The organism is Priestia sp. SRI_019 (assembly GCF_057586255.1).
Genome location: NZ_JBYCZN010000001.1, coordinates 1074561 through 1099511, shown reverse-complemented (window position 1 = coordinate 1099511; position 24951 = coordinate 1074561). Strand labels below are relative to the sequence as shown.

Genomic DNA, 24951 nt, shown 5'->3' with positions numbered 1-24951 from the left:
AATACTATACCCTTTTTGAATATGATTAAAACCTAATAAAAAATAATGACAGACTTAAGTTTACTTATCCTATCATTAAAATAAATTCTCATGCAGCATTGATAGGAGTATTAGACATTTATTTTTTACTTTGTATAACCTATTTAAAACTAGTTACTACAAAATACAAAGAAAAAACACCACTTGCTTTAGTAAGTGGCGCCTTTTCTTTTAAAATATTTGCGTAAAAGCTACAATTAAAATCGTAATTCCGCTCATTAACGTTCCAAATTGACTCAAGGTGAATTTCCCAATTTGAACATTTGCTGCTTTTTCCCCACCATTACTCCTAGCCATACGGTGATAAAACTGCCACATGCTGATGTAAGCGAAATAGCTAAAAGCGATAACCCAAGCAAACCTGCTCCCAGAACTTTTGTGAGTGCATTTGCTGAAAGTGCAACACCTAGGACACTGCTTTCGATCCACCCAATATATCGTACGTTTTCTTGACCACTACTATCTAATTCATCACTTCCGTTATTTCTTTGGGATACAACTAATAAAATAATACGAACCCCAATTAGCGTTAATAATACGACGGCTACAATAACATGGAACACCCCTGGCAAGATGGTTGAAATCCACCTGCCAAACATAATCCCCACCATGCTAAAGAGGAAACAAATAGCCGCTATCAGTAAATTAGAAAGCCATTTTATCCTTACCTTTCGAACTCCGTATGATATTCCTACACCGAAGTTATCTATACTTGATGATAATGCAAAACCTAATATGAATAACCATTCCATTTTGTATTCTCCTTTTGTTGATAATGTTGAGGAGATTTGCTTATTTGTTGCATATATTGTTGATAAACCTTCAATAAAATAATCACTGTACGTTGAAAAATATAAAGAGGTGAATCGCTATGTCTAACACCCAAAATGATCAAAGTCTTGGTTTGTTATTAAGGTCTTTATTAAAGGAAAATGCTTTATCTATGCGGAAACTTAGCTCACTTACGGGGATTGATACAGCAACTATCTCACGGATTATAAATGGAAAACAGCAAGCAAATCTACATCATTTAAAACAATTTGCGCACTATTTAAATACTCCTCTTGAAGCATTAATTGACCCTGCTGGAGCTAACAATACAGAAAATGAAGTAGAAACAGGCATTCATTACTCCATTGATAAAATTCAAGAAATACTTAAATCTTTTAATATAGTAGATACAAACTTTACGATTGAACGTGTCGAACAAGAACTAACAAAATATAAGCAATATGCACAGACAGACGAAGGACACAGCATAATTTGTAATAACTTTCAAACCAAAATAGAGCAAGTCGGCAGCGTCGGAACCTTTATTGATCAATTAAAGCAAATGTATCTTGAATATTGTGATGAAAAAACATCAGATACCAAGCGCTCAATATTGGGAAGTGCGCTACTGTATTTTATTTTGCCTACCGATATTATCCCAGACTATGTCTTTCCAATCGGCTATTTAGACGATGCAATAGCTGTACAACTGGTAATGAATCAGCTTGCGGAATAACAACGGCTTTCTATTAAGTGAAATGAACGCGGATACCGCTCTCTATTTATTGTGAAAATGGAACTTTCTCTTGATCATGACGATGAGCAGGTAAATATTCTATTGCTTTCCTCAATTTAAATACTTCCTTTGGCGCAATCTTTTTAATCACTTTTTCTTTTTTGCATAGCTCATGGTTACATCTATGCGCACACATACCTAAAGGGATTTTCTCTCCTACAAATGGATCTATATAGACTCCATTTTCAAATAGCTTACTCTTAATAAGATTTTCATTTTGCAATCTGCAGCAAGTAACACAATAGTACATTTGTTTTCCACTCTCTTTCTTATACTTGATTTTGAAACATCTTATGAGAACTCATCAACAGAAGTGCTTGTTCCTATATTAAAAATTGAAAAAATCTCAACAGGCGTTGAAGAATACTCAACACACGTCCCTTACAAACATATAATTTAATAATGAGAGCATGAAGAGTGCCATACTTTGAGGAGAAATAGTGGTGAAAACAAGAGGTATTATTAACGCTGTAATCGGTATTTAGTTTGTTATTGCCCCATGGATGCTTGGTTTTTCATACGATGCAGGTGCTACTTCAGCAAGTATTGTATTTGGAACCCTTCAAATGATTATTTCTTTTTGGGGAACTACTAAACCAGGATGAAATTCATGACAAAACTGGATTTCGCTCATTACCGGATTATGTTTTATTCTTTTTCCCTTTATTTATTCATTAACAGGTGGCATAGTTTGGCTTAGCCTTATACTTGGTTTAATGACCGTACTATTTAGCTTATGGAGCTTGAATTCTAAAGCAAAACTAAAAGCTGTAAGTTAAAGAGCGAATAATATTCCACTATTCACCTAAACTATTGAAGATGCAGCAACACGTCGACCTATGCGAGAAATAATTTTTGTAGCAGAAAAAGCTCCCTATTTCCGTAGGGAGCTTTTTCTGGTTTGCAAGAATTGATGATTAATTTTATCTTCACCTTTTTTAACATATCTTTATACGCTTCATCTTCAAGATATCCAATACTTCCACTTAGTAAATGATCTAATGTCTCAATTCCCGTAAAATCAAATATTCTATAAAGTCAGTTCCTCACACATTATTCAGCTAGCTGTTTTAAATAGTTACGAAGGCGAATTTTCGGATTTAATTCTGTATTTGTAATATGCTTTACATAGCGAATTGAACTTTGAATGATATCATAGTCATTGATTTTATTTGCACGATACTCGACAAAAGGAGGAAGATAGCTCATCCCAACTAAACTAGCAGATGCTTGGAACGGCTTTGTTAATTCGCTTATTGAAAATAAATTATACCCGCCCGCTTGATAAGAATGTTCAGGTGAACCGATAGAAATAGCCAATACCCACTCCTTTCCTGTCAGCTTCGTTCCGCCAGGACCATGAGCCCAGCCAAAGGTAAACACTTCATCAAACCACTGTTTTAAAAGTGGTGGACTGCTATACCAGTACAGTGGAAACTGAAAAACAATACGATCATGGGCAAGAAGCAGCTGTTGTTCAAATTCCACATTAATAGGCTGATCACAATATGTTTCATAAAGGTCATGAACTGTTAGATCCGTTTCGTTCAAAACTGATTCCTTCCACTTTTTATTTACTCGGGAAGACTCAATATTTGGATGTGCAATGAGCACTAATGTTTTCATATCTAGACCTCCTTATTATTTTTGGTATGATTATATTGTATATTTTGTAATAAATTAGAGGAAGTACGCACATTAATTAAACATAGTATAAAATTGTATACTACAGGGAGTGAAAATGGATGAGAAACCAAAAAATAGGATTTAATTATCCCCCCACTAAAGTCGGGTGCCCGGTCGAAACCACATTAGACGTAATAGGAGGAAAATGGAAAGGGATTATTCTTTATCACCTTATCGATGGAAAGAAACGTTTTAATGAGTTCCGAAAACTGTATCCTGCCATTACACAGCGGATGCTGACCTTACAATTAAGAGAATTAGAAAAAGATGGGATTGTCCACCGTGAGATCTATAAAGAAATCCCTCCAAAAGTAGAGTACTCCCTAACCGAATTTGGAAGATCTCTCGAACCAATCATTTTACTTATGAAAGACTGGGGAGAAACGCATAAGAACAGAATTATTAGTGCGAGAACAGTAGAAAAGGAAGAAATTTAAACAGGGAATATATTAATTAATAGATTAGTGTATTTGAGGTATGGCCTATACCCGAGTAGAGTAGTTACCGCAATATAAGTTCTCGGTAGAAATAAAAAGCAGACCTTTATTTAAAGATCTGCTTCTTTTCTTTAACAAAAACTAAATATGTTCCCGCTATGAATATGATGCCCAAACCTATAAAAACTAACCAGTACGTTAAAGGGAAACTAGATGAAACTGTCATAACGCAAGTAGTATTTACATTTAAAAACATGTTAAAATCTAGTAGTCATTTATACTGAGATACGCATAAATGAACCCTTACAAAAAAGCAGCCTCGCTTGCCAATGCCGAGGCTGCTTTTTCTTATTTCTTAAGGACTTTTGTCTTAAAAATGGATGTATGTCCTGTGAACAAATACTTAGAAATCACATATTATAGTGTATCTTCTAATTGAAGGAGGTATGCAATTATAGAAAACTTGGTTAGTTATATTAAAGAATTAGGCTTTCCAGTTGCGCTATCTTTTTACTTACTCGTGCGCATTGAAAGCAAATTAGATCGAATTACAGAGCTGCTTCAAGTTCTTATTGAAAAAAAGGACAAGCAATAAGCAGAATGCTATTTATACCCAAAGCGAACTCGTTCCTTCGTTTTCGAGATGCAGCACGTTCACTTCTGTTCCTTTGTCATATCCATGCTCTCCACCCGGAAGAACAATCAAGCCATTCGCCGCAGCTAAAGACGAAATAGCACCCGACTTGTCTATGCCAACAGGCGTTACTAAGAGCCTTCCGCCTTCGTCTGTAATTTCTCCTCGCACCATTCTTGTGAATGCGTTAGGCTCTTTAAAACGGCCGTTTAACACCGCTTTTGTTTTATGTAAATGAGGCGCCGGTGAATGTAAAAAGCTACGAACAATCGGACGAACAAACAGTTCAAACCCGACATAGCAAGCAGATGGATTTCCTGATAGTCCAAACAGCAGCTGTCCGTTTCGTTCTGCGACTGTTGTGACGCTTCCTGGTCTCATCGCAATTTTGTTAAACAGCACGTTCGCACCAAGCTTTTCGTAAATAGCCGGCAAATAATCATAGTCGCCAACGGATACGCCGCCGGTCGTTAGTAAAATATCCACTTCTTCAAGCGCTTTTTCTACCGCTTCATAGCAGCGGTCAAAATCATCTTCAAGCTTTCCTAAGTATTTCGGAATTCCCCCGCTTCTTACGATTTGCGCAAGTGCCATATAGGAGTTGCTGTTGCGGATTTTTCCTGGTTCTAACGGCTCGTTCACATCAAGCAGCTCACTGCCCGTTGTTAAAACCCCAACAACCGGCTGCTTCACGACAGCGACATCCGCATAGCCAAACGTAGCTAAAAAAGCCGTGACGCCTGGATTAATGCGCGTTCCTTTGGAAACAAGCACGTCTCCTTTTTTCGTTTCTTCTCCTTTTAACGCAATGTGTTCCCACTTTGAAGCAAGCCGCCTTAACGCCATATACGTTTTGCCTTCTTTTTCATACGAAGTTGTGACTTCAAGCATTACAACCGCATCACATGAATGAGGCACTTGCGCTCCTGTCATAATACGCACCGCTTGAAACGGCTTTACTTCTCCTTCAAAAACAGAGCCTGCACCGATTTCACCTACAACTTCGAACTCCACAGGATGTTCATTTGAGACTTCTGCGCAGTCTTGAGCTCGAACCGCAAAGCCGTCATAAAGCGATTTATTAAAATGAGGAACGTTTTGGTCGGCGATAATATCTTCTCCTAAATATCGTCCGTAACTTTCCGTGATGGATACGCGTTCGATGCTGCCTTTTCTTTTATATGTCATGACTTTTTCAATTGCTTCAGGAATTGAAATAGGTGTTCTGCTTTCTAACATACATTCTTCACTTCCTTTATGTCTGTTCACTTTTTATGCTATGGTGTAAAATCATAGCATATCTCACTATTTCTATCATACAACAAAATTTACTGAAAAAGGATGAAAACACCGATGTCTTCTTTTACACACTTTAATGACCAAGGCCGTGCCAACATGGTCGATATTAGCGAAAAATCTATCACTCGCCGCGTTGCAACAGCTCGTTCAAGCATACTCGTTAACAAAGAAATTCACGAAGCCATTGTAGAACATAAAATTGGAAAAGGCGACGTCCTTGCTGTCGCACAAGTAGCGGGAATCATGGCAGCAAAACGCACGTCTGACATTATTCCAATGTGTCACCCTCTTTTATTAAAAGGCGTAAACCTTTCATTTGACTGGGATACAAGCCATGATCAATACCGTTTATTAATAGAAGCAACTGTTAAAACGGAAGGCTCAACGGGCGTTGAAATGGAAGCTTTAACCGCTGCTTCTGCCTGCGCATTAACTGTCTATGATATGTGCAAAGCCATTGATAAAGGCATGATTATCGGCGAAACGTATCTGCTTGAAAAATCAGGCGGCAAAAACGGTGACTACAAGCGTACGGAAGCGTAAAGGAGGTACATAATGAGCGTACATGAACATAAATCCAAAGCAACTCAGCCCGTTCGCTGCAAAGTCATTACGGTATCCGATACACGTACAAAAGAAACCGATAAAAGCGGCGCGCTAATGATCCAACTTCTGAAAGAACACGACATGCAGATCGCTTCCTATGAAATTGTAAAAGACGACCAAACGTCGATTCAACAAGCGATACTTGCCGGATGCAGTGCTGAGGACATTGACGTTGTTCTCACAAACGGCGGGACTGGCATTACAAAACGAGACGTTACGATTGAAGCCGTTCAAGCGCTGATTCATAAAGAAATCGTTGGATTTGGCGAGCTGTTTCGCATGCTGAGCTACACCGAAGACATTGGCAGCGCGGCGATTATGAGCCGAGCAATTGCCGGGACGATTAACGAAAAAGCCGTTTTTTCTACACCAGGATCAAGCGGTGCTGTTCGCCTAGCTATGACCAAACTGATTTTGCCTGAACTTCGCCACGTTGTGTGGGAATTAAACCGCCAGCGCTGACAAAATGCCTATGCGCGCGCATAGGCATTTTTATTAATCATAGTCTTTATGTACCCACTCATCTTCTGGAATGCCTAAATCTTCTCCAGAAAAACGCTCTTCTTTAAACGGATCTCCTCTAAGATGAAAGCCGTTTTGCTCCCAAAAGCCAGGATGGTTTTCATCAATGGCTTCAAAGCCTCGAAGCCATTTGACACTTTTCCAAAAGTACAAATGAGGAACAATTAATCGCAGCGGATATCCATGCTTAGGTGTAAGCGGCTCTCCGTTAAAGGAATGAGCGAGAAGAATATCGTCTCTCAGTAAATCTTTCACTTCAATATTTGACGTATAGTCATTATCTCCGTGCAGCATGATGTATTTACTTTTCAACTCCACGCCAACTGCTTTCAAAAAGTCTGTAAACAGCACGCCCGTAAATTCATTATCAAGCCTTGTCCATCTCGTTACGCAGTGAATATCACATTTCACCGTTGTTTGCGGCATGTCCAATATATCTTGATACGAAAGCGTTACTTCCTTGTTTACTAATCCAAACACTCGAAGCGTCCACTCCTCTAAGTTATACTCCGGCACGTCGCCTTCATGTAAAATCGGAAAGCGCTCTGTCACTACTTGCCCCGGAGGCACTCGTCCTTCATACTTTGGATCAATTTCTGGTGTTTTCATTCGTTTTATACGGTCTGCTTTGTTCATAGGTACCACCTCTTTATTTTTTTATCAGCGTGCACTTTGCTGACTTGTTTGATTCGTTTCGACTCCTTTATCTCGCAGGAAAAACATCGCTGCTAATGTCAGCACGTAAGGGACCATCATCGTAAACTCGGTCGGTATTGAAAAACCTTGCAGCCGTGTACTCACCGCATCCATTAAGCCAAAAAGTATACTTGAGGCTAAAATACCAAGCGGATGAGATTGACCGAGCATCATCGCAACAAGTGCGATAAATCCACGTCCTGAAGTCATGCCTTCTGAGAACATCGTGACTTGTCCTAATGAAAGCTGCGCTCCGGCAATCCCACACAGGATTCCGCATGCTGCAATCGCAAACAGCTGATATCTGATTGCTTTTAAACCAAGCGTACTTGCTGCTACTTGATTGTAGCCTACCGCTAGGAGCCGGAAACCAAAGATCGTTCGATAAAAGAAGATATAAAAAGCAATTGCTGCTAAAAAAGCAAAATAGACAAGCGGCGACTGTCCTGAAATAATTTCGCCGATTACAGGTATGTCTTTGATCAAAGGAATATCCCATGTGCCTATTCCCTGCATATTTTTATCGTAATAGGCACCTTTTGTATGAAAAATTGTCCGGAGTAAAAAGGTTGTTAAGCCTAGTGCTAAAAAATTAATAGACACCCCAACCACAATTTCATTCGCTTTAAACACTACGACCATCATTCCAAACAGCAACGCAAAAAGTAAGCTTGCTCCAGCTGCAATCACGATCGCAAAAAAGACATTATGAGTATAATAGTTGCCGGCAACCCCGCTAAAAGCTCCAATCAAAATCAGACCTTCTAGCCCTACATTAAATATGCCTACGCGCGCGCAAAGCATCCCGCCCAGCGCCGCTAATAAAATAGGCGCAACCATTCGTAACGTTGCATTTAACAGTGACCAATCAAGCAGCTCCACGAATATCAGCTCCTTTCTTTTTTGCTCTCCACCACTGCTTTGTGAATTTTGCTGAGATAAATAGAATAAGCACAGCTTGCATAATACTCGCAATTTCTAACGGAATTTCTGTATTACGCTCCAGCCCCATCGCTCCTGTTTGCAAAGCGGCAAGTAAAAGAGACGTAAAAACAATGCCGATTGGATTTGAATTTGCTAACAGAGCAGCCATCACTCCAGTCCATGCATATCCAGGAACGGTGAGCGCACCGTCTACAAATCGGTACTGTGAACCAAGAACTTCAAATCCTCCGGCTAATCCAGCCAAGCTCCCGCTAATAAACATACTAAGCAGCATGACTTTTACTTGATGAATACCTCCATACGCCCCGAACAACGGATTTTTCCCGGATGCGTTTACTTCGTACCCAAACACAGAGTAGCGAAGCACCGTCCACAGCAGAAGCGCACCTACTAGAGCAATGATAAACCCGATATGAAGAGGCATTCCTTGAAACACTTTTCCAAGCCACGCCCCTTGCTCAATCATAGGCGTTTGAGCGAGAGCAGCTGAGCCTGTTTTATCTTGAAAAGGGTGACCTGCTAAATAGCTTGCAAATAAAACAGCGATATAATTTAATAAAAGCGTAGAAATGACGAGCTGAATTTTAAACGCAGCTTCCATCCAGCCTGCTAAAACAGAAAGCAAACCTCCTGCCACAACAGCAGCTGCGATAGCCGCTATAAGCTTGACTATCCCCGGCGCTGGCAGATAATAAGCGACAATTGCTGCGCTAATCGCTCCAACGACCATCTGTCCTTCTCCCCCTAAATTAAACACACCTGCTCTAAAAGCAAACCCGACACCTAACGCAATTAAAAGAATAGGCGTAGCGCGAGCCAGCGTAGTAGTGAAGAAATAAAAATTACCAAACGCTCCATTCCAGAGCTCTGTATATGTTTGAAGAACCGAACCACCAGTTAAGGAAATAATAATGCCTCCTATTGCTAAGCCAAAAATAACTGCAATAATCGGCTGGATTAATGATTTAAGAAGTTTCTGCAACTGTATCACCTTCTACCGTTCCTCCTGCCATTAATATGCTTAGTTTCTCTTCTGTTGCCTCTTCCCTTGTAAGCTCTCCGACAATGCTGCCTTCGTACATAACTAAAATTCGATCTGATAGGGAGATAATCTCCGACAGTTCCGAAGACACAAGTAAAATAGCGGAGCCATTATTCCTTTTTTGAATCAAAGCACCATGAATACGTTCCATTGCCCCAATATCCACTCCTCGCGTTGGTTCAGCAGCAAGTAGAAAAGAAGTGTTTTGCCCAAGCTCTCTGGCAACAATCAATTTTTGCAGATTTCCCCCTGACAGCTCTCCTGCTTTTTGCTTAGATGAAGTGGCTTTAATCGAAAATTCATTTATCCATTCCTCCACGCTCGACTTGAATATCTTTCTTTTCAGCCAGCCCATCTTCGAGTAAGAAGCTTTATACTGATAGCCCATCAGTGCATTTTCTTCAATCGTATCGTCTTTGGAGGCTCCCCACATATAGCGGTCTTCTGGAATATGAGCGATGCCTGCTTCTCTTCTTTCACGCACAGATCGCCCTGTAAGTTGCTCATCGCCAAGTTTGATACTGCCACTATCTGTTTCTATTAATCCAGCAATGGCTTGAAGCAGCTCTGATTGTCCATTTCCCGACACGCCTGCAATACCGACAATTTCGCCTGCAGAAACGTGAAGAGACACATTTTGCAATACGTTTTTTTGTCCTTTTCCTTTTAAAAAGAGATTTTGTACGTTTAAATGAGAGGTACCTTGTGATGGTATTCTTGCAGGACGCTCTTTTAATTCTCGCCCTACCATCAGCTTGGCTAGGTGGTGAGCATTGGTATCTTCTTTACTTGTGACGCCGGCTACTTTACCATTTCGAAGAACCGTAATGCGGTCCGCTACTTCCATCACTTCTTGCAGCTTATGTGTAATAATAATGATACTTTTACCTTGAGAAGCTAAAAAACGGATTGTTTTTAATAGTTCCTTCACTTCATGAGGAGTAAGAACGGCGGTAGGCTCGTCTAAAATAATGATTTCTGCTCCTTGATACAGCACTTTTAAAATCTCAATCTTTTGCTGTTCTCCAATTGAGCAATGTTTTACTTTCTTATGAACATCTACTGAAATTTGATAGGTTTGGGTTAATTGCTGTACATCTGCTTTCGCCTGCCTTCTATTAAAAAAGAGGCCTTTCTTTGGCTCATGCCCCAAGACAATGTTTTCAGCCACTGTAAAATGCGGAAAAACCATAAAATGCTGATGCACCATACCTATTCCATTTTTGATCGCATCTGCAGGAGATGAAAACGAGACGGTTCTCCCGTGTAACTGAATACTTCCTGAACTCGGCTTTTCCATTCCGTAAAGCATCCTCATCAACGTCGTTTTTCCAGCGCCATTTTCTCCAACGAGCGCGTGAACCTCGCCTTTTTTCAGTTTAAAGGACACGTTATCATTTGCTAAAAATGAACCGTATTTCTTCGTCAAATTCGTTAACTGCAGCAGCTCACTCATTCTATTCATTGCTCCTTTCCCCATTAGGATTTTTTCAAAAATAAGAAAGAGAAGCCAGCCTTACTCGACTTCTCTTTTCAACTCACTTTGCTAACGGATCTTTTACCACTGTTTTTCCATCAATAATCGAATCTTTAATTTCTTTTAATTGATCAATTACATCTTGCCCTACAAAGTCATTAAGAGGCGTCTTGCTGTCTTGAGTCACATACGTTAACCCAACACCTTTTTCTTTCAAGCCGTATGTCACTACGCCCGATTTAAATTTGTCATTTGCCAGTGCTTCTACCGTTTCATAAGCAGCCGCATCAGATCCTTTTAACTGCGATAAAACGATATGCTCAGGATCTACTTCCGTACGGTCAATATCTTGGCCAGCCGTATAAAAACCCTTTTCTTTTGCTGCTTCAAATACACCCAAGTCGCCTACCGCTGAAGCTCCGGCGATAAAGTCAGCTCCTTTTGAAGCCTGTAAAATAGCAAGTTCTTTTGCTTTAGCTGGATCAGAGAAGCTTCCAACATAGTTTACTAGAAACTCTGCTTTTGGATTTGTTGATTGTAATCCTTCTTTAAAACTTACCGTCCATTTTTTTAATAATGGAATATCATCAGCTGCAACCATTCCTACTTTATTCGTTTTTGTAACTAATCCTGCCGCTGCTCCTAATAAATATGAAGCTTCTTGTTCACGGAATACAACGCTTCTTACATTTGGTAAATCGACCACTGTATCAATAATCGCAAATTGACGCTGCGGGTTTTCTTGAGCTACTTTTTTCAATGCATCTTCGGATTCAAAAGAAGACGTAATAATCAAATCATAATTTTCTGCTACGGCAGCACGCAAGTTACTTTCAATGGCTGCTTGGTCCGTAGATTCAATTGTCTTTACATCAATGTTGTACTTCTTCCCAGCGCGTTTTGCTCCATCATCCATTTGTTGAAAAAACGGGTTAACTCCAATCTTTTCAGGTAAAACAAGAGCAATTCGCTTCTTTCCTTTCTCTTCACTTCCGCTGCTTTTTGTGCTTTTTGACTGACAGCCAGTTACGAGTAGTACAAGCGCAACGGCTAAAATAAGAAGTCTCTTCATTTAACTTACTCCCCCTATAATATAAAAAAAGCTCTTCCTTTATATAAAGGAAGAGCTCGTTAACCAAACGTCTCTTCCTCATCTTCAAGAACATACTGTTCTTAAGGATTTGGCACCATTCTGTCATAGACAGCGGTTGCCGGGTTTCACAGGGCCAGTCCCTCCACCTCTCTTGATAAGGAAAACAATAGCTATTTGTTTTATGTAATATAGTCAATATTAATAGTTTTTTAACAATTGTCAATATTATTTTTCTTTTTCACGCAAAAAACTTAAAAAACAGATAGGATTATATGGTTTTAGTCTACTAAAATACAGATCAATCTTCTAAATTAATCATCGTATGCTTTCTAGCAAAGCGCTTACGGTAAGTCAGCTAGTCTTCTAGAAGGGTCATGTGTAGCAGAGCACTTTTATTACATCTCTTTTGTTAATCCACTATCGATTGAAATCACTTTACCAAGAATGTTAGACTTTTCCTGAGCGATATTTTTTAAGAGGTGTTAACGTTGAAATTGATGAAAGAATTATCTGGAGTAGCTATTGGACTCATTATCGCTTTGGCGGTTTCAAAAATCTTTTTTGATACCCCGACCAATATTGGAATTGTAGTTATTTTTATTACTAGTATGGTCGTAACAGGTATAGCAAGAGCGAAACTAAGATAAGATAAAAAAATCACTACCTTTTATTAGTAAAGTGGTGTTTTCTTTTAGCTGCTTTAGTATAAGTAATCTCGGTTAATATCTAATATTTTATAATGAATTAGAACCCTCTCTATATTACGTTTTTTACCTAATAAAGGAATATAAACCAATCTTTTAACCTATGATAAATGAATTGTTTTTTGCTTTTTACTTTACCTGACGTTTACATTCTAAAAGACGTGTTAAATTATATATATATCAGTTACCAACTAAACTAAGACTCCTTGACTATTCTGGCCTACCTGCTCTTTTAGGTAGACTGAAGTTGCTAAATCGTTATATATAGGAGGAAAAAATCATGAAAATGAAACAACGACTATCAAAAGCAGCGGCGGCTGCAACGATTACAGGAATTGCTGCGTTTGGATTTGCTCCTGTCGCTCAGCTTGATACACCAGCCCACGCAGCTACATCTCAAGAAACAAGCAGTCAAAGTCAAACAGCTGTAAAAAACATTAATGAAATTTACAACGCCGCAGTAAAAGGTGAAGTGCCACGCCTAACGGCAGACTTCAAAATTGGCAAAACACTGCGTCAAGACGTTCGCGATCAGTTCGGTCCCCCGCCTGAAGGTTCATCAAACAACTTTGACTACTATCACCCGGAAATGGGTCACCCTGGATACGCATTTGGCTATGATCAAAATAACGTCATTAACGAAATCCGCTATTTTGGTACAAATGTAGAGCGTCAAACAAATCTAGGCTCCATCACCCAAGCTAACTTAAAGAAAGAATTAGGTCAGCCGAACTTTACAAGCAAAGTAAAAGGTGATGGTACGGCTCAAACGAAGTACACCTATCACGCCGGCGCCTATGATCTTGAATTCATTTTTGATGATAGCAAAACGTTAAATCACGTTAATTTAGTTAAAAAACCTTAAGTAATAGAAAAAGTAGCAGGCTGTCTGCTACTTTTTTTCATGAAATAAAACCAATGCTGAATCCGCTACGTGTTCATACCCAATCTCCATATAAATCTTGTTAGACGTAGGATTTGTCATATCTGTGTATAAACTTGTTGTTTGAACTCCTTCGTCTAGCATAAGCTGAGAAAGCGTGGATACACAGCTTGAGGCATAGCCTTTTTTACGTTCTTCAAGAGGTGTGTACACATAGTTAATCGTAATGTTATGGGCCGTTGGGCGCGTAGCATTGGCAATCGACACATACTTGCCATTCACTTCCCATAAAAATAACCTTCCTGCTTTAATAAAAGCTTCTCCTGTTTTGGCAGCTTGTTCTTTTGATACAGGCTCTCCAATGACGCCCATAAACTCCCAAATCCATTCTGTCACGAGCCGAAGGTGCTTTAATCTTGCTTTTACCAGCATACCTTCAGCTTCCACAGCTTTTTTCACTTTGTCTAACCGGTAAATGCGCTGATCCATTTTCAAAGAAGCTTCTTGATTTTTTAAATCTGCTAGTTTTTGAGAAAGATATAAAACCGTTTGTTTCTCTCCAACTAAACCCGGTATGTCGATTTCTTGTAACAGCTCTGCCGCTTCGCTTAGTTCACTCTCCGTTAGCTGCTGTATTTGAGACAGGATGATTTGCTTAGGATGGGTTTGCAGAAACACAAGCGCAGCACGGCTGTCTTTTAAAATAACACCCATAAAATTTGGTTTGCTGTTTTCCTGCAAGCTGTGTAAAATGCCAAGCGCTAAGTTATAAAGAACTTCATTCTTTGATAAAAGCGGCTCTACTTGGTTTTTAAATTCCTGCACTTCTCTATATCTATGTAACTGGATCATTTTCTTTCTACCTCCGCAAATGCTCTTACCGGAAACGTTCCAACTCCTTTTATTTTAGGAGGCACGGCGTAAAATAAAAAGGACTCCGCCGTTAGTTGATCTAAGTGACATAAGTGTTCAGCAATTACAATGTCCCCTCCTAACAGCAGCGTATGAGCTGGTCTTGCTTTTCCTTTTGTATCGTCAATATTCATCGAATCAATTCCAACAAGAGCGGGCTGTTGAGACACTAAATAAGCTGCCGCGCTTTCTGTTAAGTATGGATGGTTTTCTAAATACTCGTCTGTATCCCAGTAGCGATCCCATCCCGTATGAATTAATACCGCTTTGCCTTTTACGTCTACATGTTGAAAATGAGATTCATCAATCGCTTTTAAAGTCGGGTCAACTGAAACGACTATTCCTTCTAGCCCGGCTGTTTTATCAATAGCCGTTTGAGCTAAATCCGCTCCGTCTTTGTATCTGTGAAACGGCACATCAATATACGTACCGGTATTCGTGACCATTTCAATTTTACCGATTTGAAATTCAGTGCCTGATTCATAAAGCTTTCTAGACTCTTCTCGACTTAAATAGTCGCAAATGATCGGTGCCGGCAAGCCTTTATGTGTGATAACTCCGTCTTCAATGATGTGGCTTAGATCAATATACGTTCTTTTTTTCATACCTCCACCCACTTTTTCAATATTCAGTAAAAATATTCTAACATAAAAAAGCTCTTCCTAGTTTCCTAGAAAGAGCTTTTTTAGAGAATGTTATTAACTTGATAAACATACATCGTACGTATGCTTTGTATAAACAAATCCCTCAAAAATAAGACGGGCTGTACGCACTACTTTGATTCCGTTAATCTGTCCATCTTTTAGATCCACACTGGTTTCCATAATTCCCATTGGATGAGCAAGTCGAACGGTATCGCCTTTTAATTGAACCATTTCTGACGGAAGCGTGCCTTTTGTATAGATAGCCGCCGTTGTACAAATTGCTCCTGTAATCGCAAGCGTTTGATGCGGTTTTTGCATCGACATCATACGGATTAATACGTCCATTTGAGAAGCAGCTTTTTCTCTGCCAGTTCCGTCGCGGTGGTCCATTGGAGGAGCAATAATTGTCATTTTTGGAACGGCTGGTGATAGTTTAGTTGCTTTGTCTTGAGGTGCGAGCCCCGCTTTTTCCGCTGCAATGGAGCGAATTTCTTCAAATAGCTTCAGCTGTTTGTCCGTGTATTCATGCGGAAGTTCTGTTCCTTTTAGGCCAATATCCGCTGCTTTAACAAATACAAGCGGATTTCCTACATCAACAATGGATGCTTTTATTGTCCCGATGGATGTTTGCAGAAGATCAATAGCGTTCCCCGTCGGGAGCAGTTTTCCAGTAACGGCTCCTTCTCCGTTTTCAAACGAAAGATAAATGGGTGAACCCGTACCTGGCACTCCAGGAATCATACACGATCCTTCTGTTTTCACTTTTCCGTTTTCTACTTCTACTTCCGCTACAATTACTTTTTTGGTATTTGTATTATAGATCCGCACTTTAGTCACCGGTTCCACAGCTTGTACAAGTCCTTGTTCGATTGCATAAGGTCCAACTGCTGAAGAGATATTGCCGCAGTTTCCTTTAAAATCAACGAGAGATTCGCTGATGCTGACCTGCGCAAACGTGTAATCTACGTCAGCTTTTTCTAAATCTGATTTTTTTATAATCGCAATTTTACTCGTCAGCGAATTAGCTCCGCCGAGTCCGTCAATTTGACGTTGGTCCGGACTTCCCATTATATCTAGCAAAAACGGTTCCCAATCCGATTTGTTCACAGGCATTTCTTCATGATTGATAAAAACCCCTTTACTTGTTCCACCTCTCATAACCGTTACAGGAATACGCGTCATATTAATCACCTTTCTCCCCTACTAACAAACGCCGAGGCGTTCATCAAACCATTTTATTTTTTTACTATTTAGAACCGGTTCATTTGCCATTTATCGTATAATAGAGGTGGTCATAAGTAAAATACATAAAATTTATTGTCTTTTTAAAAATTTTTTTATAATCTAAATACAAGGGGGAATCGGGATGGATCAAAAAGATTGGATATTAATTAAAACGCTTCACGAAGAAAAGAACATTACGCGAACGGCTGAAAGGCTCTACGTATCGCAGCCTTCTTTAAGCTACCGCCTTAAAAATCTTGAGGAAGAATTTGGCGTGTCGCTTTTTTTCAAAACGAAAAAAGGAATTGAGTTTACATCTGAAGGTGAGCATCTTGTTCGCTATGCGGAAAATATGTGGAAGCAGCTGCAGGAAACAAAAGACAGCATGCGTAATATGAGCGAAACCGTTACGGGCACGCTTCGCTTAGGGGTATCGAGTAACTTTGCACAGCATAAACTCCCAAAGATTTTAAAACAATTTTCTCTTCACTACCCAAATGTACAGTTCAGCGTCAATACGGGTTGGAGCACGCAAGTTATGAATCTATTAGATTCTTCGCGTGTGCACGTTGGTATTTTACGAGGCAATTACCCGTGGAACGGAGAAAAATCACTGCTGACGAAAGAACGGCTCTGCTTAATTTCGAAAAAAGAAATTGCGATCGATGACTTGCCGAACCTGCCTTATATTAACTATAAAACCGATACGTCGCTAAAAGATCTCATTCAAGACTGGTGGCATGACAAGTTTTCAGAGCCTCCGTTTGTGGCAATGGAAGTTGACCGGCAAGAAACGGCCAAAGAAATGGTTAAAAATGACTTAGGCTTTGCGATTTTACCTGAAATTTGCCTTCACTCCAGCGATAATTTATATACATATGGACTTTCGTACCGAGATGAATCACCTTTGCTTCGAAATACGTGGCTCATGTATGATCCTTCTTACTTGAATCTATCGGTCGTGAAAGCATTTATTGACTTTTTAAAGCTAAGTGAAAAATAAAGCAAAAGCTAAAAAGTTTGCGTCTTGGAAGAATCTCTCTTTTAGACCAAGCTTTTTTCTAGACTACCATTATAAAAATTTTTTATGAACTTTCTAAAAAAACCTATATTTCCTTTATTTTTCAAAATGTACTAACATGAAAACAAGAAACATCAGCGGGGGTAAAGAGCGGCTTTAAAAATTCTTAATAATCAAACTACGACTCATACATGGGGATGAGAGATGTTAGTCACGTTTTTTTACTCTAAAAGAAAACGCTTTCAGAGAAAAGAGGGAAAATAAAGGAGGTTGTTTGAATGCTAGCACTACTAGGTTTTACAATGATTATTGTCTTTACGTATCTCATTATGTCAAAAAGGATGTCTCCTATCGTAGCTTTAATGGTGATTCCACTTCTTTTTGCCGTGATTGGAGGGTTTGGCAAAGGCGTCGGAGACATGATGCTAGAAGGGCTAAAACAAGTAGCTCCATCAGCTGCGATGCTGCTGTTCGCCATCTTATACTTCGGGGTTATGATTGATGCTGGCTTGTTTGATCCATTAATTAAACAGCTGTTAAAAATCGTAAAAGGCGATCCGCTGAAAATCGTCATCGGAACCGCTCTTCTATCGCTTTTAGTTGCACTAGACGGAGACGGCACAACTACTTATATGATTACGGTTTCTGCTCTTCTTCCACTTTATAAACGCCTGAATATGAGCCCGTTAGTGTTAACGACGGTTGCGATGCTTTCTCTTAGTATTATGAGCAGCATGACGCCTTGGGGAGGCCCGGCTACTCGTGCGATTGTTGCCCTTCACCTTGATGCATCAGAGTTCTTTATTCCACTTCTTCCAACGTTAATTGGCGGAGCTTTGTGGGTGATCTTTACAGGCTATATTCTTGGTAAAAAAGAGCGCAGACGACTTGGTGCTATTGACATTGAGCAGTTTGAATTAAAAAGCTCGCTTGCTTTTGCTGAAGACGCGTCCTTAACTTCTCAAGAAGATATTACACAGCCTAAAAAGATCTGGATTAACTTAGCTTTAACCATTGCACTCATGGTCGTGTTAGTTTCTGGCATTTGGTCAGTTTCTGTTTTATTTATGATTGGTTTCGCGCTTGCTCTTATGATTAACTATCCAAAACTCGAGGATCAAAAAGAACGTTTAATGGCTCATGCAGGCAACGCGTTAACTGTTGCAGCCCTTGTCTTTGCAGCCGGTATTTTTACAGGAATATTATCCGGCACTAAAATGGTTGACGAAATGGCAAGCCTGTTAATTCATTTAGTTCCTGATTCACTCGGTTCATTTTTACCAACAATCGTTGCTTTAACAAGCATGCCGTTTACATTTGTGATGAGTAACGACGCTTATTACTTCGGTGTTTTACCAATATTCGCTGAAACAGCTGCTTCTTACGGAATTGATCCGATGGAAATTGCGCGAGCTTCAGTACTCGGACAACCTGTTCATCTGTTAAGTCCACTCGTTGCGTCTACTTTCTTACTTGTAGGTATGGTAGGTGTAGATCTTGGTGAACATCAGCGCTTTGCATTTAAATGGGCCGTTTTAACGTCTCTTGTTCTGATTGTCCTTGCTATTGTCACAGGCGCACTTACGCTATTTTAATAGGAATAAAAGCCGTTATGGTTTTTTATTAATAAATGATAGGTGGAGGTACTTCTAAAATGTATGTAATTACGTGTTATGTAGGAAAAGGTGAAATGAGAATGTACGAGTTTGATAGTAAGGAAGAAGCACTTAGTCAGCTCAAAAACCTGAAAGGCTGCAGTATTCTTTCAGAAGTTGTTTACTTTAATGATTCATCGGTTATTCCGATAGCTATTTAATTATGCACCACTCAACCCTATAGGTACAAATTTGATAAGCTTCCTTTCGCTCAAAAGGAAGCTTCTTTTTTTATATTCTTCTGAGACTTCGGCCCCTTTTCTCTCCTCAACGTTTTGTTACGTCTGGTTCGTTTTGTTTTCTTGCTTCAATCATACTAATAATTTGATTTGTATGTGGAGTTAGCACTGAGCATTTTTGATAGAACGCTCCGTCTATAACAAGCAGCTCTTCATCCATCCCGCAAAACTTGCAGCGGAGCTCTTGTGGTCCTGCATAAGAGGTGTGATAAACAGTATCTTTGAAGATCGTGTAAAAAGTATCTCTTTGCTGGGTATCGTAAAAGCTATATTGTTGGTTAGCGTCATCCCGGTAGTTAATTCCATAGTTCCGGTCGAATTCTTCTTGAGTAAATCTATCCTGTAAAAGTTCATTTTGTACTAGTTCTCCTAAACAGCACTCTATTTCTTCATAGTTAAATGAACAATTATGTACGTAAACATTTAGTTCTTCAGCGCTGTTCTCTTTTACCATCACTTCACTGCCGCAAATCTTACAGGGGCGTTTGGGACTCTGCTGATCAAAGTAAGAGAGCGTTTGTACTTTTTCCACTTCTATTTCATCGTTCGTCTTTTTGAATTTGATTTTTACATTTTCCGTTTGACTGACGCTTTCGTTATACAACAGCACTTCGTATTCATCTATATTCTTTCCATTTTCTTTTCGACTCAAATGCTCCATTACTTCATACGAAGAAATAGTAAAAAACTCGTTAAAATTCACCACTAACATGCATCCTTCCAAAAAATTTACGTTCTCTATGTACCTGCTCTATACTACCATTTTTTCAAAGGCTCGCACCACTAAACGAACTTGTTTTAGATTCGCATATCCTTTTCTTATCTGGCATACATAACACTAACCCTTTTATAAGGAGGATTTCATGAATACGTATATAATCATCAGCATTGGCGTCGTTGCCAGCGCATGTTTATTTCGGAAATATCGAAAGCAAGTCGTTGAAATATATACAATCAGTGAATTTATTCACGCTAAAAACGGTGCGGTGGCTACAAGCTCCACGTGGCTTGAAAAGTTTTTTAAAGAACCTTACGCTACCGGACCAAACTATGAAAAAACAGAAGATGACGTTAGCGAGGATGGAGATGGAGACGGCGGAGAATAACTAAAACAAAAAAGAGATTGTGATATAACTACATCAATCCCCTCTAAAGATCAACAGGTTGGATACATGAGCTGTACTGCTTATTACACCGCTGCTGATTTCGGTGCAAGGCTTCGCTTTCCGCGGGCGGCCGGTAAGCCTCCTCGTCGCTTCCGCTCCTGCGGGGTCTCACCTGTTCCGCTTTTCCCGCAGGAGTCTCCGCCTTGCTCTCCAATCAACAGCTAGAAGCAGCTAAATAGATAAAATCTACGCTCATCCTACCAATAAAAAATCCGAACGGTGAAGATTCTCCATCAAGACATCTTCACCGTTCGGATCTTCCTTCAGCTAAAACACTTTTGTCCCAGCCTCTTTCTTATTAATCATCACTGCCTAAAATACCAAAAAAGCGTAGCAAGTTGATGAATAGATTAATAAAGTCTAAATAAAGAGATAGTGCCAGCAGTGGAACAAGCTCTTCTGTGATTTCACCGTGCTTCATTTTATTAAAATCATACAGCACGTAAAGTGAGAAAACGATGGTACCAATCACTGAGAATGCCATGAGTCCAGGCGTTGTTAAGGGACTAAACAGCGAGAAAATGCTGATACAGACTAGTGCTAACAGCGCCACTAATAGAAAGCTGCCTAAAAACCCTAGGTCTTTTTTTGTTTTTGCGCCAATTACACCCATCACCGTAAAAATAACGAACGTGCTTCCAAACGCATAAAGAACAACTTGCGCCCCCGCTACTGATGCATAATAGCTGACAATCGGAAACAGCGTGATGCCTGATATAAATGAAAAAGCATATGTAAAGCCATATCCTACGCTTTTTTTCTTTCGTAACATGAATGCGGCAACCAGCATCACAAGTTCAGCAATCGCTAACGGAAGGAAATAAGCCGGAGGCACATATTGACCTACATATAAGCCAACTGTTGAAATAAATAACGAAAAAATAAATGTGACTAATACTTTTTGAAACAGAGACCGCTGCTCTACTCCAATCACTTCTTGCATGTGTAAAACCTTCTTTCTAAAATCTGTTATATTTTATATAATACCTACCTTTTAAAGAAAAATAAAGATAATACTAAGGTCTTTTTTCTTATTTTTATAGACAAGAAAGCATAGACGGCAGCGTCTATGCTTTCTTGTCACCCCTTTATTTAGGCAACAGAATACCATCGATAATTCCGTACTCCCTTGCTTCTTCAGCACTCATGAAATAATCTCGTTCCGTATCGTTTGCCACTTTTTCAACCGGCTGTCCCGTTCGTGTTGATATGATTTCATTAATATGCTGCTTCAGCTTTAAAATTCGGCGGGCGCTAATTTCAATTTCAGTCGCCTGCCCTCTAGCCCCTCCTAGCGGCTGATGAATCATAACTTCACTGTTCGGAAGTGCATAGCGCTTTCCTTTTGCTCCTGCTAGGAGAAGCAGCGCGCCAAAAGAAGCAGCCATGCCCGTGCAAATTGTTTGAACGTCCGGCTCGATATACTGCATCGTATCATAAATCGCAAACCCTGCTGAAGTCGAACCTCCGGGGCTGTTAATATAAAGTGAAATATCTTTTTTAGGATCATCTGCGGCGAGAAATAAGAGCTGCGCGACCACGCTGTTAGCAATATGATCATTGATTTCATCACCAATTAAAATAATTCGGTCTTTTAACAGCCTCGAATAAATATCATACGAACGTTCACCGCGGTTGCTTTGTTCAATTACATATGGAATCGTGCTCATATATATCCTCCTTATCACATGTAATATGGCTATGCAGCCATGCAGAGAGTGCAAGTCGGAGTATACGTTGGTTTTTGAATGACGCTTTTTAAGGAAGGCAAAGCCCCAATCAAAAGTGCTGGGTCCTGCGCTTCTAACGTTTTATAAAACAGTTCTGACAGCTCATTACGCTCTTTTTCATCCCAAAAAGAATCTGTAGAAAACGGCTCACCGCCTTTTTCTAACCGCTGCTTAGCACGATGTAAATTGCTTTTCACCGCTGTTTCTGACGTTTGTAAAATCAACGCTATTTCTTTTAGCTGATAGCGAAAGCCTTCTTTTAAGAAAAAGATAACCGCTTGCTTCGGCGTAAACTGACTAAGGAGCAGCTCGACCGAGTGTCCCTTACTATCAAACGCCTGCTTGTCGGCCTGCTGCTCCAAACCTTCTTCTTCGGCTATTACTTCACGCTTTCGTTTTCTCAGCAGATCAATCCAGTGGTGATACGCAATTTTATTTAACAGCGCCGAAGATAGCTTGTGCTCTTCACCTTTATATCGCTGAGCTTTTAAAAACGTTTCTTGGGCAATATCGTCTCCGTCCCACGCATTTTGCGTTAAAAAACGGCAGTACTGCTGCAATTTTGGGTAATGCTCGTTCCAGCATTTATCGTCAAAGCTTTCTGTTTGTGTTTCAATTTTTTTTGAATGTGACATGATTTTCACTCCTTTTGCACTCTCTATTTACTAAACGATTAAAGGAAGTTCAAAAGATACGGGGTATCAAACTTTTTACACATTATACGCTTAAGCAGCCATTTTTTTGTATTATAATGAAGATACTTTTATCTGAGGAGTCTAAAATAATATGCGAAGAAGACGATTATATGGCAAGAAGAAAACGAACAAACTTCACTATAAAGGCTTAACCTGTGAACACCCTCAGCCCGCTTTGCCTATGAGCTATACAAGTGAAGCTCCTTTTTACTATTATGACGCGTCAGACGATGAAAAACAAAACGACTTTGAACTATATTCAGAGGTTTGTATCATGAATCAAGAACATTTTTTCGTAAGAGGCTGTGTTGAAATTCCTGTTCTTAATGAAGAAGAATTTTTCACTTGGAACATATGGATTTCTTTAAGCGAAGACAATTTTCATCGAATGATCGATTTATGGGAAAGTGACAAAAGAGAAAATGAACCGCCTTATTTCGGATGGTTTTCAGTTTCAATTCCAGGCTATCCCGAAACGTTAAATTTAAAAACAAATGTGCATACAAGACCTGTTGGAACGAGACCTCTCATTGAATTAGAACCAACCGATCATCCTTTAGCCATCGAGCAGCGGGAAGGGATAACGCTAGAGCGAATCAAAGACATACAAAAACAATTGACTACCTATTAAAAAACCAAGACAGCCCCAGACTGTCTTAGTTTTTTACCTTTATGGCATGCGCTTTGCTCCGTAGTATTTAGGCGCCCAGTAGCTGTCTACTTTATAGTTTGTAATTTTCACGCCTTCAGATGTAGATACGTGAACGACGTAGTCATTTCCAATATAGATAGATGGAATAAGTAAACTTCCTTCAAAAAAGACGAGATCTCCCGGCTTCAAGTCAGATTGTGAAATGGTTTCTCCTTCTTCCCACTGCTGACTCGCATAGCGTGGAATATCTTTTCCAGCAGCTTCTTTGTAAATGTATTGAACAAAACCAGCCGTATCAAAACCTGTAGAAGGACTTGTCCCACCTTGTGCGTAAGGTACTTCTCCTACATATTTAAGAGATTCCGTCACAAATGGATTGTCTTTTGACAGCGATAAGTCATCGTAGCGCCTTGCTCCTGCGTACTTAGACGTCCAGTAGCTGCTTGTCAGGTAATCCACCGTCACATTTTCGCTGCGCTTGGCATGAACAAACTGATTGCCGCCTGCGTAGATACCGACGTGTGAAATCCCTTCACGATACGTGTCTTTAAAAAAGATAACGTCTCCTGGCTTTAAATCTGCGCGATCAACTTCTTCTCCAACTTGCCACTGCTGATCAGTTGATCTCGGAAGATAGACGTCCGATGCGTGTTGAAATACATATGCAACAAATGCGGAACAGTCAAAGCCGTCCGTTGGTGACTCGCCTCCGAATACATATGGTGTACCGAGATGTTTTAATGCTTCTGCAATGACTTCATTATCTTTTGCAATTTCCGGTGCTCCTGTAATGCGCTTTGCTTTGGCAAAATGTGATGACCAATAGGCACTGCTTGAAATGTTTTTCACCACGACTTTTCCGTCTGAAGAAGATGCATAAATCATCTCATCGTCTCCGATATAAATAGCCGCTACGTTCACTTCACCGTTTTCATCGGTGTCAAAAAACAATACATCGCCCGCTTGCAGCTCGTTTTTATCGACGTCTGTTCCAAGCTCTGACTGTTCTTTCACGGAACGAGGCAGCGTTGTATCGAGCGCTTGCTTAAACACATATTGAACGAAGCCAGAGCTGTCAAACCCTTCGCTTAGCGTCTCTCCTCCAGACGTATAATCCGCTCCTTCATACGTTTTTGCTTTATCAGCAATCACGTTTTCATCTGTAGCAGCCTGTACTTGCACAGCGTTTTCTGCAGGAAAAACGCCGTCATAAAAAGTGGCAAGACTCAGTCCTAACGCTGTGACCATAAGAGGTTTCATTACTTTCATGTTTGTTCTCCTTTGTTTTTTATTTCATCCAAGAAGTTTTATATGTAAATGGGTCCCCTGTTAAAGTATGGTGCAGATGGATAGGAATTGGCTAGTACCTTTTGACTTAAATAT

Annotated in this window: 29 protein-coding genes, 1 pseudogene and 1 riboswitch; of the genes and pseudogenes, 12 read left to right on the top strand and 18 right to left on the bottom strand. The window is 39.8% G+C overall.

What is annotated here, in order from left to right; translation table 11 throughout:
• Positions 1-210: 210 nt before the first annotated feature.
• Positions 211-791 (bottom strand): annotated as a pseudogene (locus AC2YJL_RS05660) (manganese efflux pump).
• 119 nt (positions 792-910) lie between these two features.
• Between AC2YJL_RS05660 and AC2YJL_RS05655 the strand changes: the two are divergent.
• Positions 911-1546 carry a DUF1232 domain-containing protein gene (locus tag AC2YJL_RS05655; RefSeq protein WP_251568534.1) on the top strand — a complete coding sequence of 212 codons (636 nt, stop codon included), beginning with the start codon at positions 911-913 and terminating at the stop codon, positions 1544-1546.
• 46 nt (positions 1547-1592) lie between these two features.
• Here AC2YJL_RS05655 and AC2YJL_RS05650 read toward each other — a convergent pair whose 3' ends face one another.
• Both AC2YJL_RS05650 and AC2YJL_RS05645 read right to left on the bottom strand, forming a co-directional pair.
• The gene (locus AC2YJL_RS05650) at positions 1593-1856 is read right to left on the bottom strand and encodes a DUF3973 domain-containing protein (protein WP_251568532.1); all 264 of its coding nucleotides are present in this window, start codon (positions 1854-1856) and stop codon (positions 1593-1595) included.
• Between the two features lie 803 nt (positions 1857-2659).
• Positions 2660-3232 carry an NAD(P)H-dependent oxidoreductase gene (locus AC2YJL_RS05645; protein ID WP_251568530.1) on the bottom strand — a complete coding sequence of 191 codons (573 nt, stop codon included), beginning with the start codon at positions 3230-3232 and terminating at the stop codon, positions 2660-2662.
• A 119-nt stretch (positions 3233-3351) separates the two neighbouring features.
• Between AC2YJL_RS05645 and AC2YJL_RS05640 the strand changes: the two genes are divergently transcribed.
• A complete protein-coding gene (locus AC2YJL_RS05640) occupies positions 3352-3729 on the top strand; it encodes a winged helix-turn-helix transcriptional regulator (RefSeq protein WP_230933337.1) in 378 nt (125 codons plus the stop codon).
• Positions 3730-4192: 463 nt separating this feature from the next.
• Complete coding sequence (locus AC2YJL_RS05635) at positions 4193-4324, top strand: YvrJ family protein (RefSeq protein ID WP_269067671.1); 132 nt, start codon at positions 4193-4195, stop codon at positions 4322-4324.
• A 12-nt stretch (positions 4325-4336) separates the two neighbouring features.
• On the opposite strand, the gene AC2YJL_RS05630 is transcribed toward AC2YJL_RS05635, so the two are convergent.
• The gene (locus AC2YJL_RS05630; RefSeq protein ID WP_251568529.1) at positions 4337-5602 is read right to left on the bottom strand and encodes a molybdopterin molybdotransferase MoeA; all 1266 of its coding nucleotides are present in this window, start codon (positions 5600-5602) and stop codon (positions 4337-4339) included.
• Positions 5603-5716: 114 nt separating this feature from the next.
• On the opposite strand from AC2YJL_RS05630, the gene moaC reads away from it, so the two are divergent.
• Together moaC and AC2YJL_RS05620 are read left to right on the top strand one after the other, a co-directional pair.
• Entirely contained in the window at positions 5717-6205 is a 489-nt protein-coding gene (gene moaC, locus AC2YJL_RS05625) for a cyclic pyranopterin monophosphate synthase MoaC (RefSeq protein WP_230933339.1), read from the top strand.
• A gap of 12 nt (positions 6206-6217) precedes the next feature.
• The gene (locus tag AC2YJL_RS05620) at positions 6218-6730 is read left to right on the top strand and encodes a MogA/MoaB family molybdenum cofactor biosynthesis protein (RefSeq protein ID WP_251568527.1); all 513 of its coding nucleotides are present in this window, start codon (positions 6218-6220) and stop codon (positions 6728-6730) included.
• Between the two features lie 33 nt (positions 6731-6763).
• Here the strand turns inward: AC2YJL_RS05620 and AC2YJL_RS05615 are convergent, their stop codons facing one another.
• The 5 genes from AC2YJL_RS05615 to AC2YJL_RS05595 all read right to left on the bottom strand — a co-directional run bounded on the left by AC2YJL_RS05615 (position 6764) and on the right by AC2YJL_RS05595 (position 12022).
• Positions 6764-7426, bottom strand: coding sequence for a sulfite oxidase-like oxidoreductase (locus AC2YJL_RS05615; protein ID WP_153252718.1), 663 nt, complete (start codon positions 7424-7426; stop codon positions 6764-6766).
• 24 nt (positions 7427-7450) lie between these two features.
• Entirely contained in the window at positions 7451-8368 is a 918-nt protein-coding gene (locus tag AC2YJL_RS05610) for an ABC transporter permease (RefSeq protein WP_487374658.1), read from the bottom strand.
• Entirely contained in the window at positions 8355-9422 is a 1068-nt protein-coding gene (locus tag AC2YJL_RS05605) for an ABC transporter permease (protein WP_487374657.1), read from the bottom strand. The genes AC2YJL_RS05610 and AC2YJL_RS05605 overlap by 14 nt, the downstream gene beginning before the upstream one ends.
• Positions 9397-10929 (bottom strand): ABC transporter ATP-binding protein, encoded by a 1533-nt coding sequence (locus AC2YJL_RS05600; RefSeq protein ID WP_487374724.1) that lies wholly within the window; start codon positions 10927-10929, stop codon positions 9397-9399. Before AC2YJL_RS05600 ends, AC2YJL_RS05605 begins: the two co-directional genes overlap by 26 nt.
• Before the next feature lie 82 nt (positions 10930-11011).
• Positions 11012-12022 (bottom strand): BMP family lipoprotein, encoded by a 1011-nt coding sequence (locus tag AC2YJL_RS05595; protein ID WP_487374656.1) that lies wholly within the window; start codon positions 12020-12022, stop codon positions 11012-11014.
• A 75-nt stretch (positions 12023-12097) separates the two neighbouring features.
• Positions 12098-12204: riboswitch (SAM riboswitch) on the bottom strand.
• A 327-nt stretch (positions 12205-12531) separates the two neighbouring features.
• Between AC2YJL_RS05595 and AC2YJL_RS05590 the strand changes: the two genes are divergently transcribed.
• Both AC2YJL_RS05590 and AC2YJL_RS05585 read left to right on the top strand, forming a co-directional pair.
• Complete coding sequence (locus AC2YJL_RS05590) at positions 12532-12690, top strand: hypothetical protein (RefSeq protein ID WP_155920475.1); 159 nt, start codon at positions 12532-12534, stop codon at positions 12688-12690.
• A gap of 337 nt (positions 12691-13027) precedes the next feature.
• Positions 13028-13612 (top strand): YjgB family protein, encoded by a 585-nt coding sequence (locus AC2YJL_RS05585; protein ID WP_369361368.1) that lies wholly within the window; start codon positions 13028-13030, stop codon positions 13610-13612.
• A 27-nt stretch (positions 13613-13639) separates the two neighbouring features.
• Here the strand turns inward: AC2YJL_RS05585 and AC2YJL_RS05580 are convergent, their stop codons facing one another.
• The 3 genes from AC2YJL_RS05580 to AC2YJL_RS05570 all read right to left on the bottom strand — a co-directional run bounded on the left by AC2YJL_RS05580 (position 13640) and on the right by AC2YJL_RS05570 (position 16368).
• Positions 13640-14482: a GNAT family N-acetyltransferase gene (locus AC2YJL_RS05580; protein WP_369361369.1), complete on the bottom strand. Its 843-nt coding sequence runs from the start codon at positions 14480-14482 to the stop codon at positions 13640-13642.
• Positions 14479-15147 (bottom strand): cyclase family protein, encoded by a 669-nt coding sequence (locus AC2YJL_RS05575; protein WP_369361370.1) that lies wholly within the window; start codon positions 15145-15147, stop codon positions 14479-14481. The genes AC2YJL_RS05580 and AC2YJL_RS05575 overlap by 4 nt, the downstream gene beginning before the upstream one ends.
• A 93-nt stretch (positions 15148-15240) precedes the next feature.
• Complete coding sequence (locus AC2YJL_RS05570) at positions 15241-16368, bottom strand: 2-methylaconitate cis-trans isomerase PrpF family protein (RefSeq protein WP_369361414.1); 1128 nt, start codon at positions 16366-16368, stop codon at positions 15241-15243.
• A 184-nt stretch (positions 16369-16552) separates the two neighbouring features.
• On the opposite strand from AC2YJL_RS05570, the gene AC2YJL_RS05565 reads away from it, so the two are divergent.
• The 3 genes from AC2YJL_RS05565 to AC2YJL_RS05555 all read left to right on the top strand — a co-directional run bounded on the left by AC2YJL_RS05565 (position 16553) and on the right by AC2YJL_RS05555 (position 19247).
• Complete coding sequence (locus tag AC2YJL_RS05565) at positions 16553-17413, top strand: LysR family transcriptional regulator (RefSeq protein ID WP_025750019.1); 861 nt, start codon at positions 16553-16555, stop codon at positions 17411-17413.
• Between the two features lie 296 nt (positions 17414-17709).
• Entirely contained in the window at positions 17710-19026 is a 1317-nt protein-coding gene (locus AC2YJL_RS05560; RefSeq protein ID WP_034267599.1) for a CitMHS family transporter, read from the top strand.
• A gap of 59 nt (positions 19027-19085) precedes the next feature.
• Complete coding sequence (locus tag AC2YJL_RS05555; RefSeq protein WP_328106594.1) at positions 19086-19247, top strand: hypothetical protein; 162 nt, start codon at positions 19086-19088, stop codon at positions 19245-19247.
• A gap of 106 nt (positions 19248-19353) precedes the next feature.
• On the opposite strand, the gene AC2YJL_RS05550 is transcribed toward AC2YJL_RS05555, so the two are convergent.
• The gene (locus tag AC2YJL_RS05550) at positions 19354-20031 is read right to left on the bottom strand and encodes a hypothetical protein (RefSeq protein ID WP_369383382.1); all 678 of its coding nucleotides are present in this window, start codon (positions 20029-20031) and stop codon (positions 19354-19356) included.
• A 157-nt stretch (positions 20032-20188) separates the two neighbouring features.
• On the opposite strand from AC2YJL_RS05550, the gene AC2YJL_RS05545 reads away from it, so the two are divergent.
• Positions 20189-20431: a hypothetical protein gene (locus AC2YJL_RS05545; protein ID WP_369361372.1), complete on the top strand. Its 243-nt coding sequence runs from the start codon at positions 20189-20191 to the stop codon at positions 20429-20431.
• A gap of 83 nt (positions 20432-20514) precedes the next feature.
• On the opposite strand, the gene AC2YJL_RS05540 is transcribed toward AC2YJL_RS05545, so the two are convergent.
• The 4 genes from AC2YJL_RS05540 to AC2YJL_RS05525 form a co-directional block, all read right to left on the bottom strand.
• Complete coding sequence (locus AC2YJL_RS05540) at positions 20515-20649, bottom strand: hypothetical protein (protein ID WP_369361373.1); 135 nt, start codon at positions 20647-20649, stop codon at positions 20515-20517.
• A gap of 140 nt (positions 20650-20789) precedes the next feature.
• Positions 20790-21434, bottom strand: coding sequence for a Bax inhibitor-1/YccA family protein (locus AC2YJL_RS05535; RefSeq protein ID WP_028409806.1), 645 nt, complete (start codon positions 21432-21434; stop codon positions 20790-20792).
• Between the two features lie 145 nt (positions 21435-21579).
• Positions 21580-22161 carry an ATP-dependent Clp endopeptidase proteolytic subunit ClpP gene (gene clpP / locus AC2YJL_RS05530; RefSeq protein WP_028414941.1) on the bottom strand — a complete coding sequence of 194 codons (582 nt, stop codon included), beginning with the start codon at positions 22159-22161 and terminating at the stop codon, positions 21580-21582.
• A 29-nt stretch (positions 22162-22190) separates the two neighbouring features.
• Positions 22191-22856, bottom strand: coding sequence for a sigma-70 family RNA polymerase sigma factor (locus AC2YJL_RS05525; RefSeq protein ID WP_369361374.1), 666 nt, complete (start codon positions 22854-22856; stop codon positions 22191-22193).
• 151 nt (positions 22857-23007) lie between these two features.
• Here AC2YJL_RS05525 and AC2YJL_RS05520 point away from each other — a divergent pair, with 151 nt between their 5' ends.
• The gene (locus tag AC2YJL_RS05520; protein WP_369361375.1) at positions 23008-23547 is read left to right on the top strand and encodes a DUF2199 domain-containing protein; all 540 of its coding nucleotides are present in this window, start codon (positions 23008-23010) and stop codon (positions 23545-23547) included.
• A gap of 39 nt (positions 23548-23586) precedes the next feature.
• On the opposite strand, the gene AC2YJL_RS05515 is transcribed toward AC2YJL_RS05520, so the two are convergent.
• Complete coding sequence (locus AC2YJL_RS05515) at positions 23587-24837, bottom strand: C40 family peptidase (RefSeq protein WP_369361376.1); 1251 nt, start codon at positions 24835-24837, stop codon at positions 23587-23589.
• Between the last annotated feature and the right edge of the window lie 114 nt (positions 24838-24951).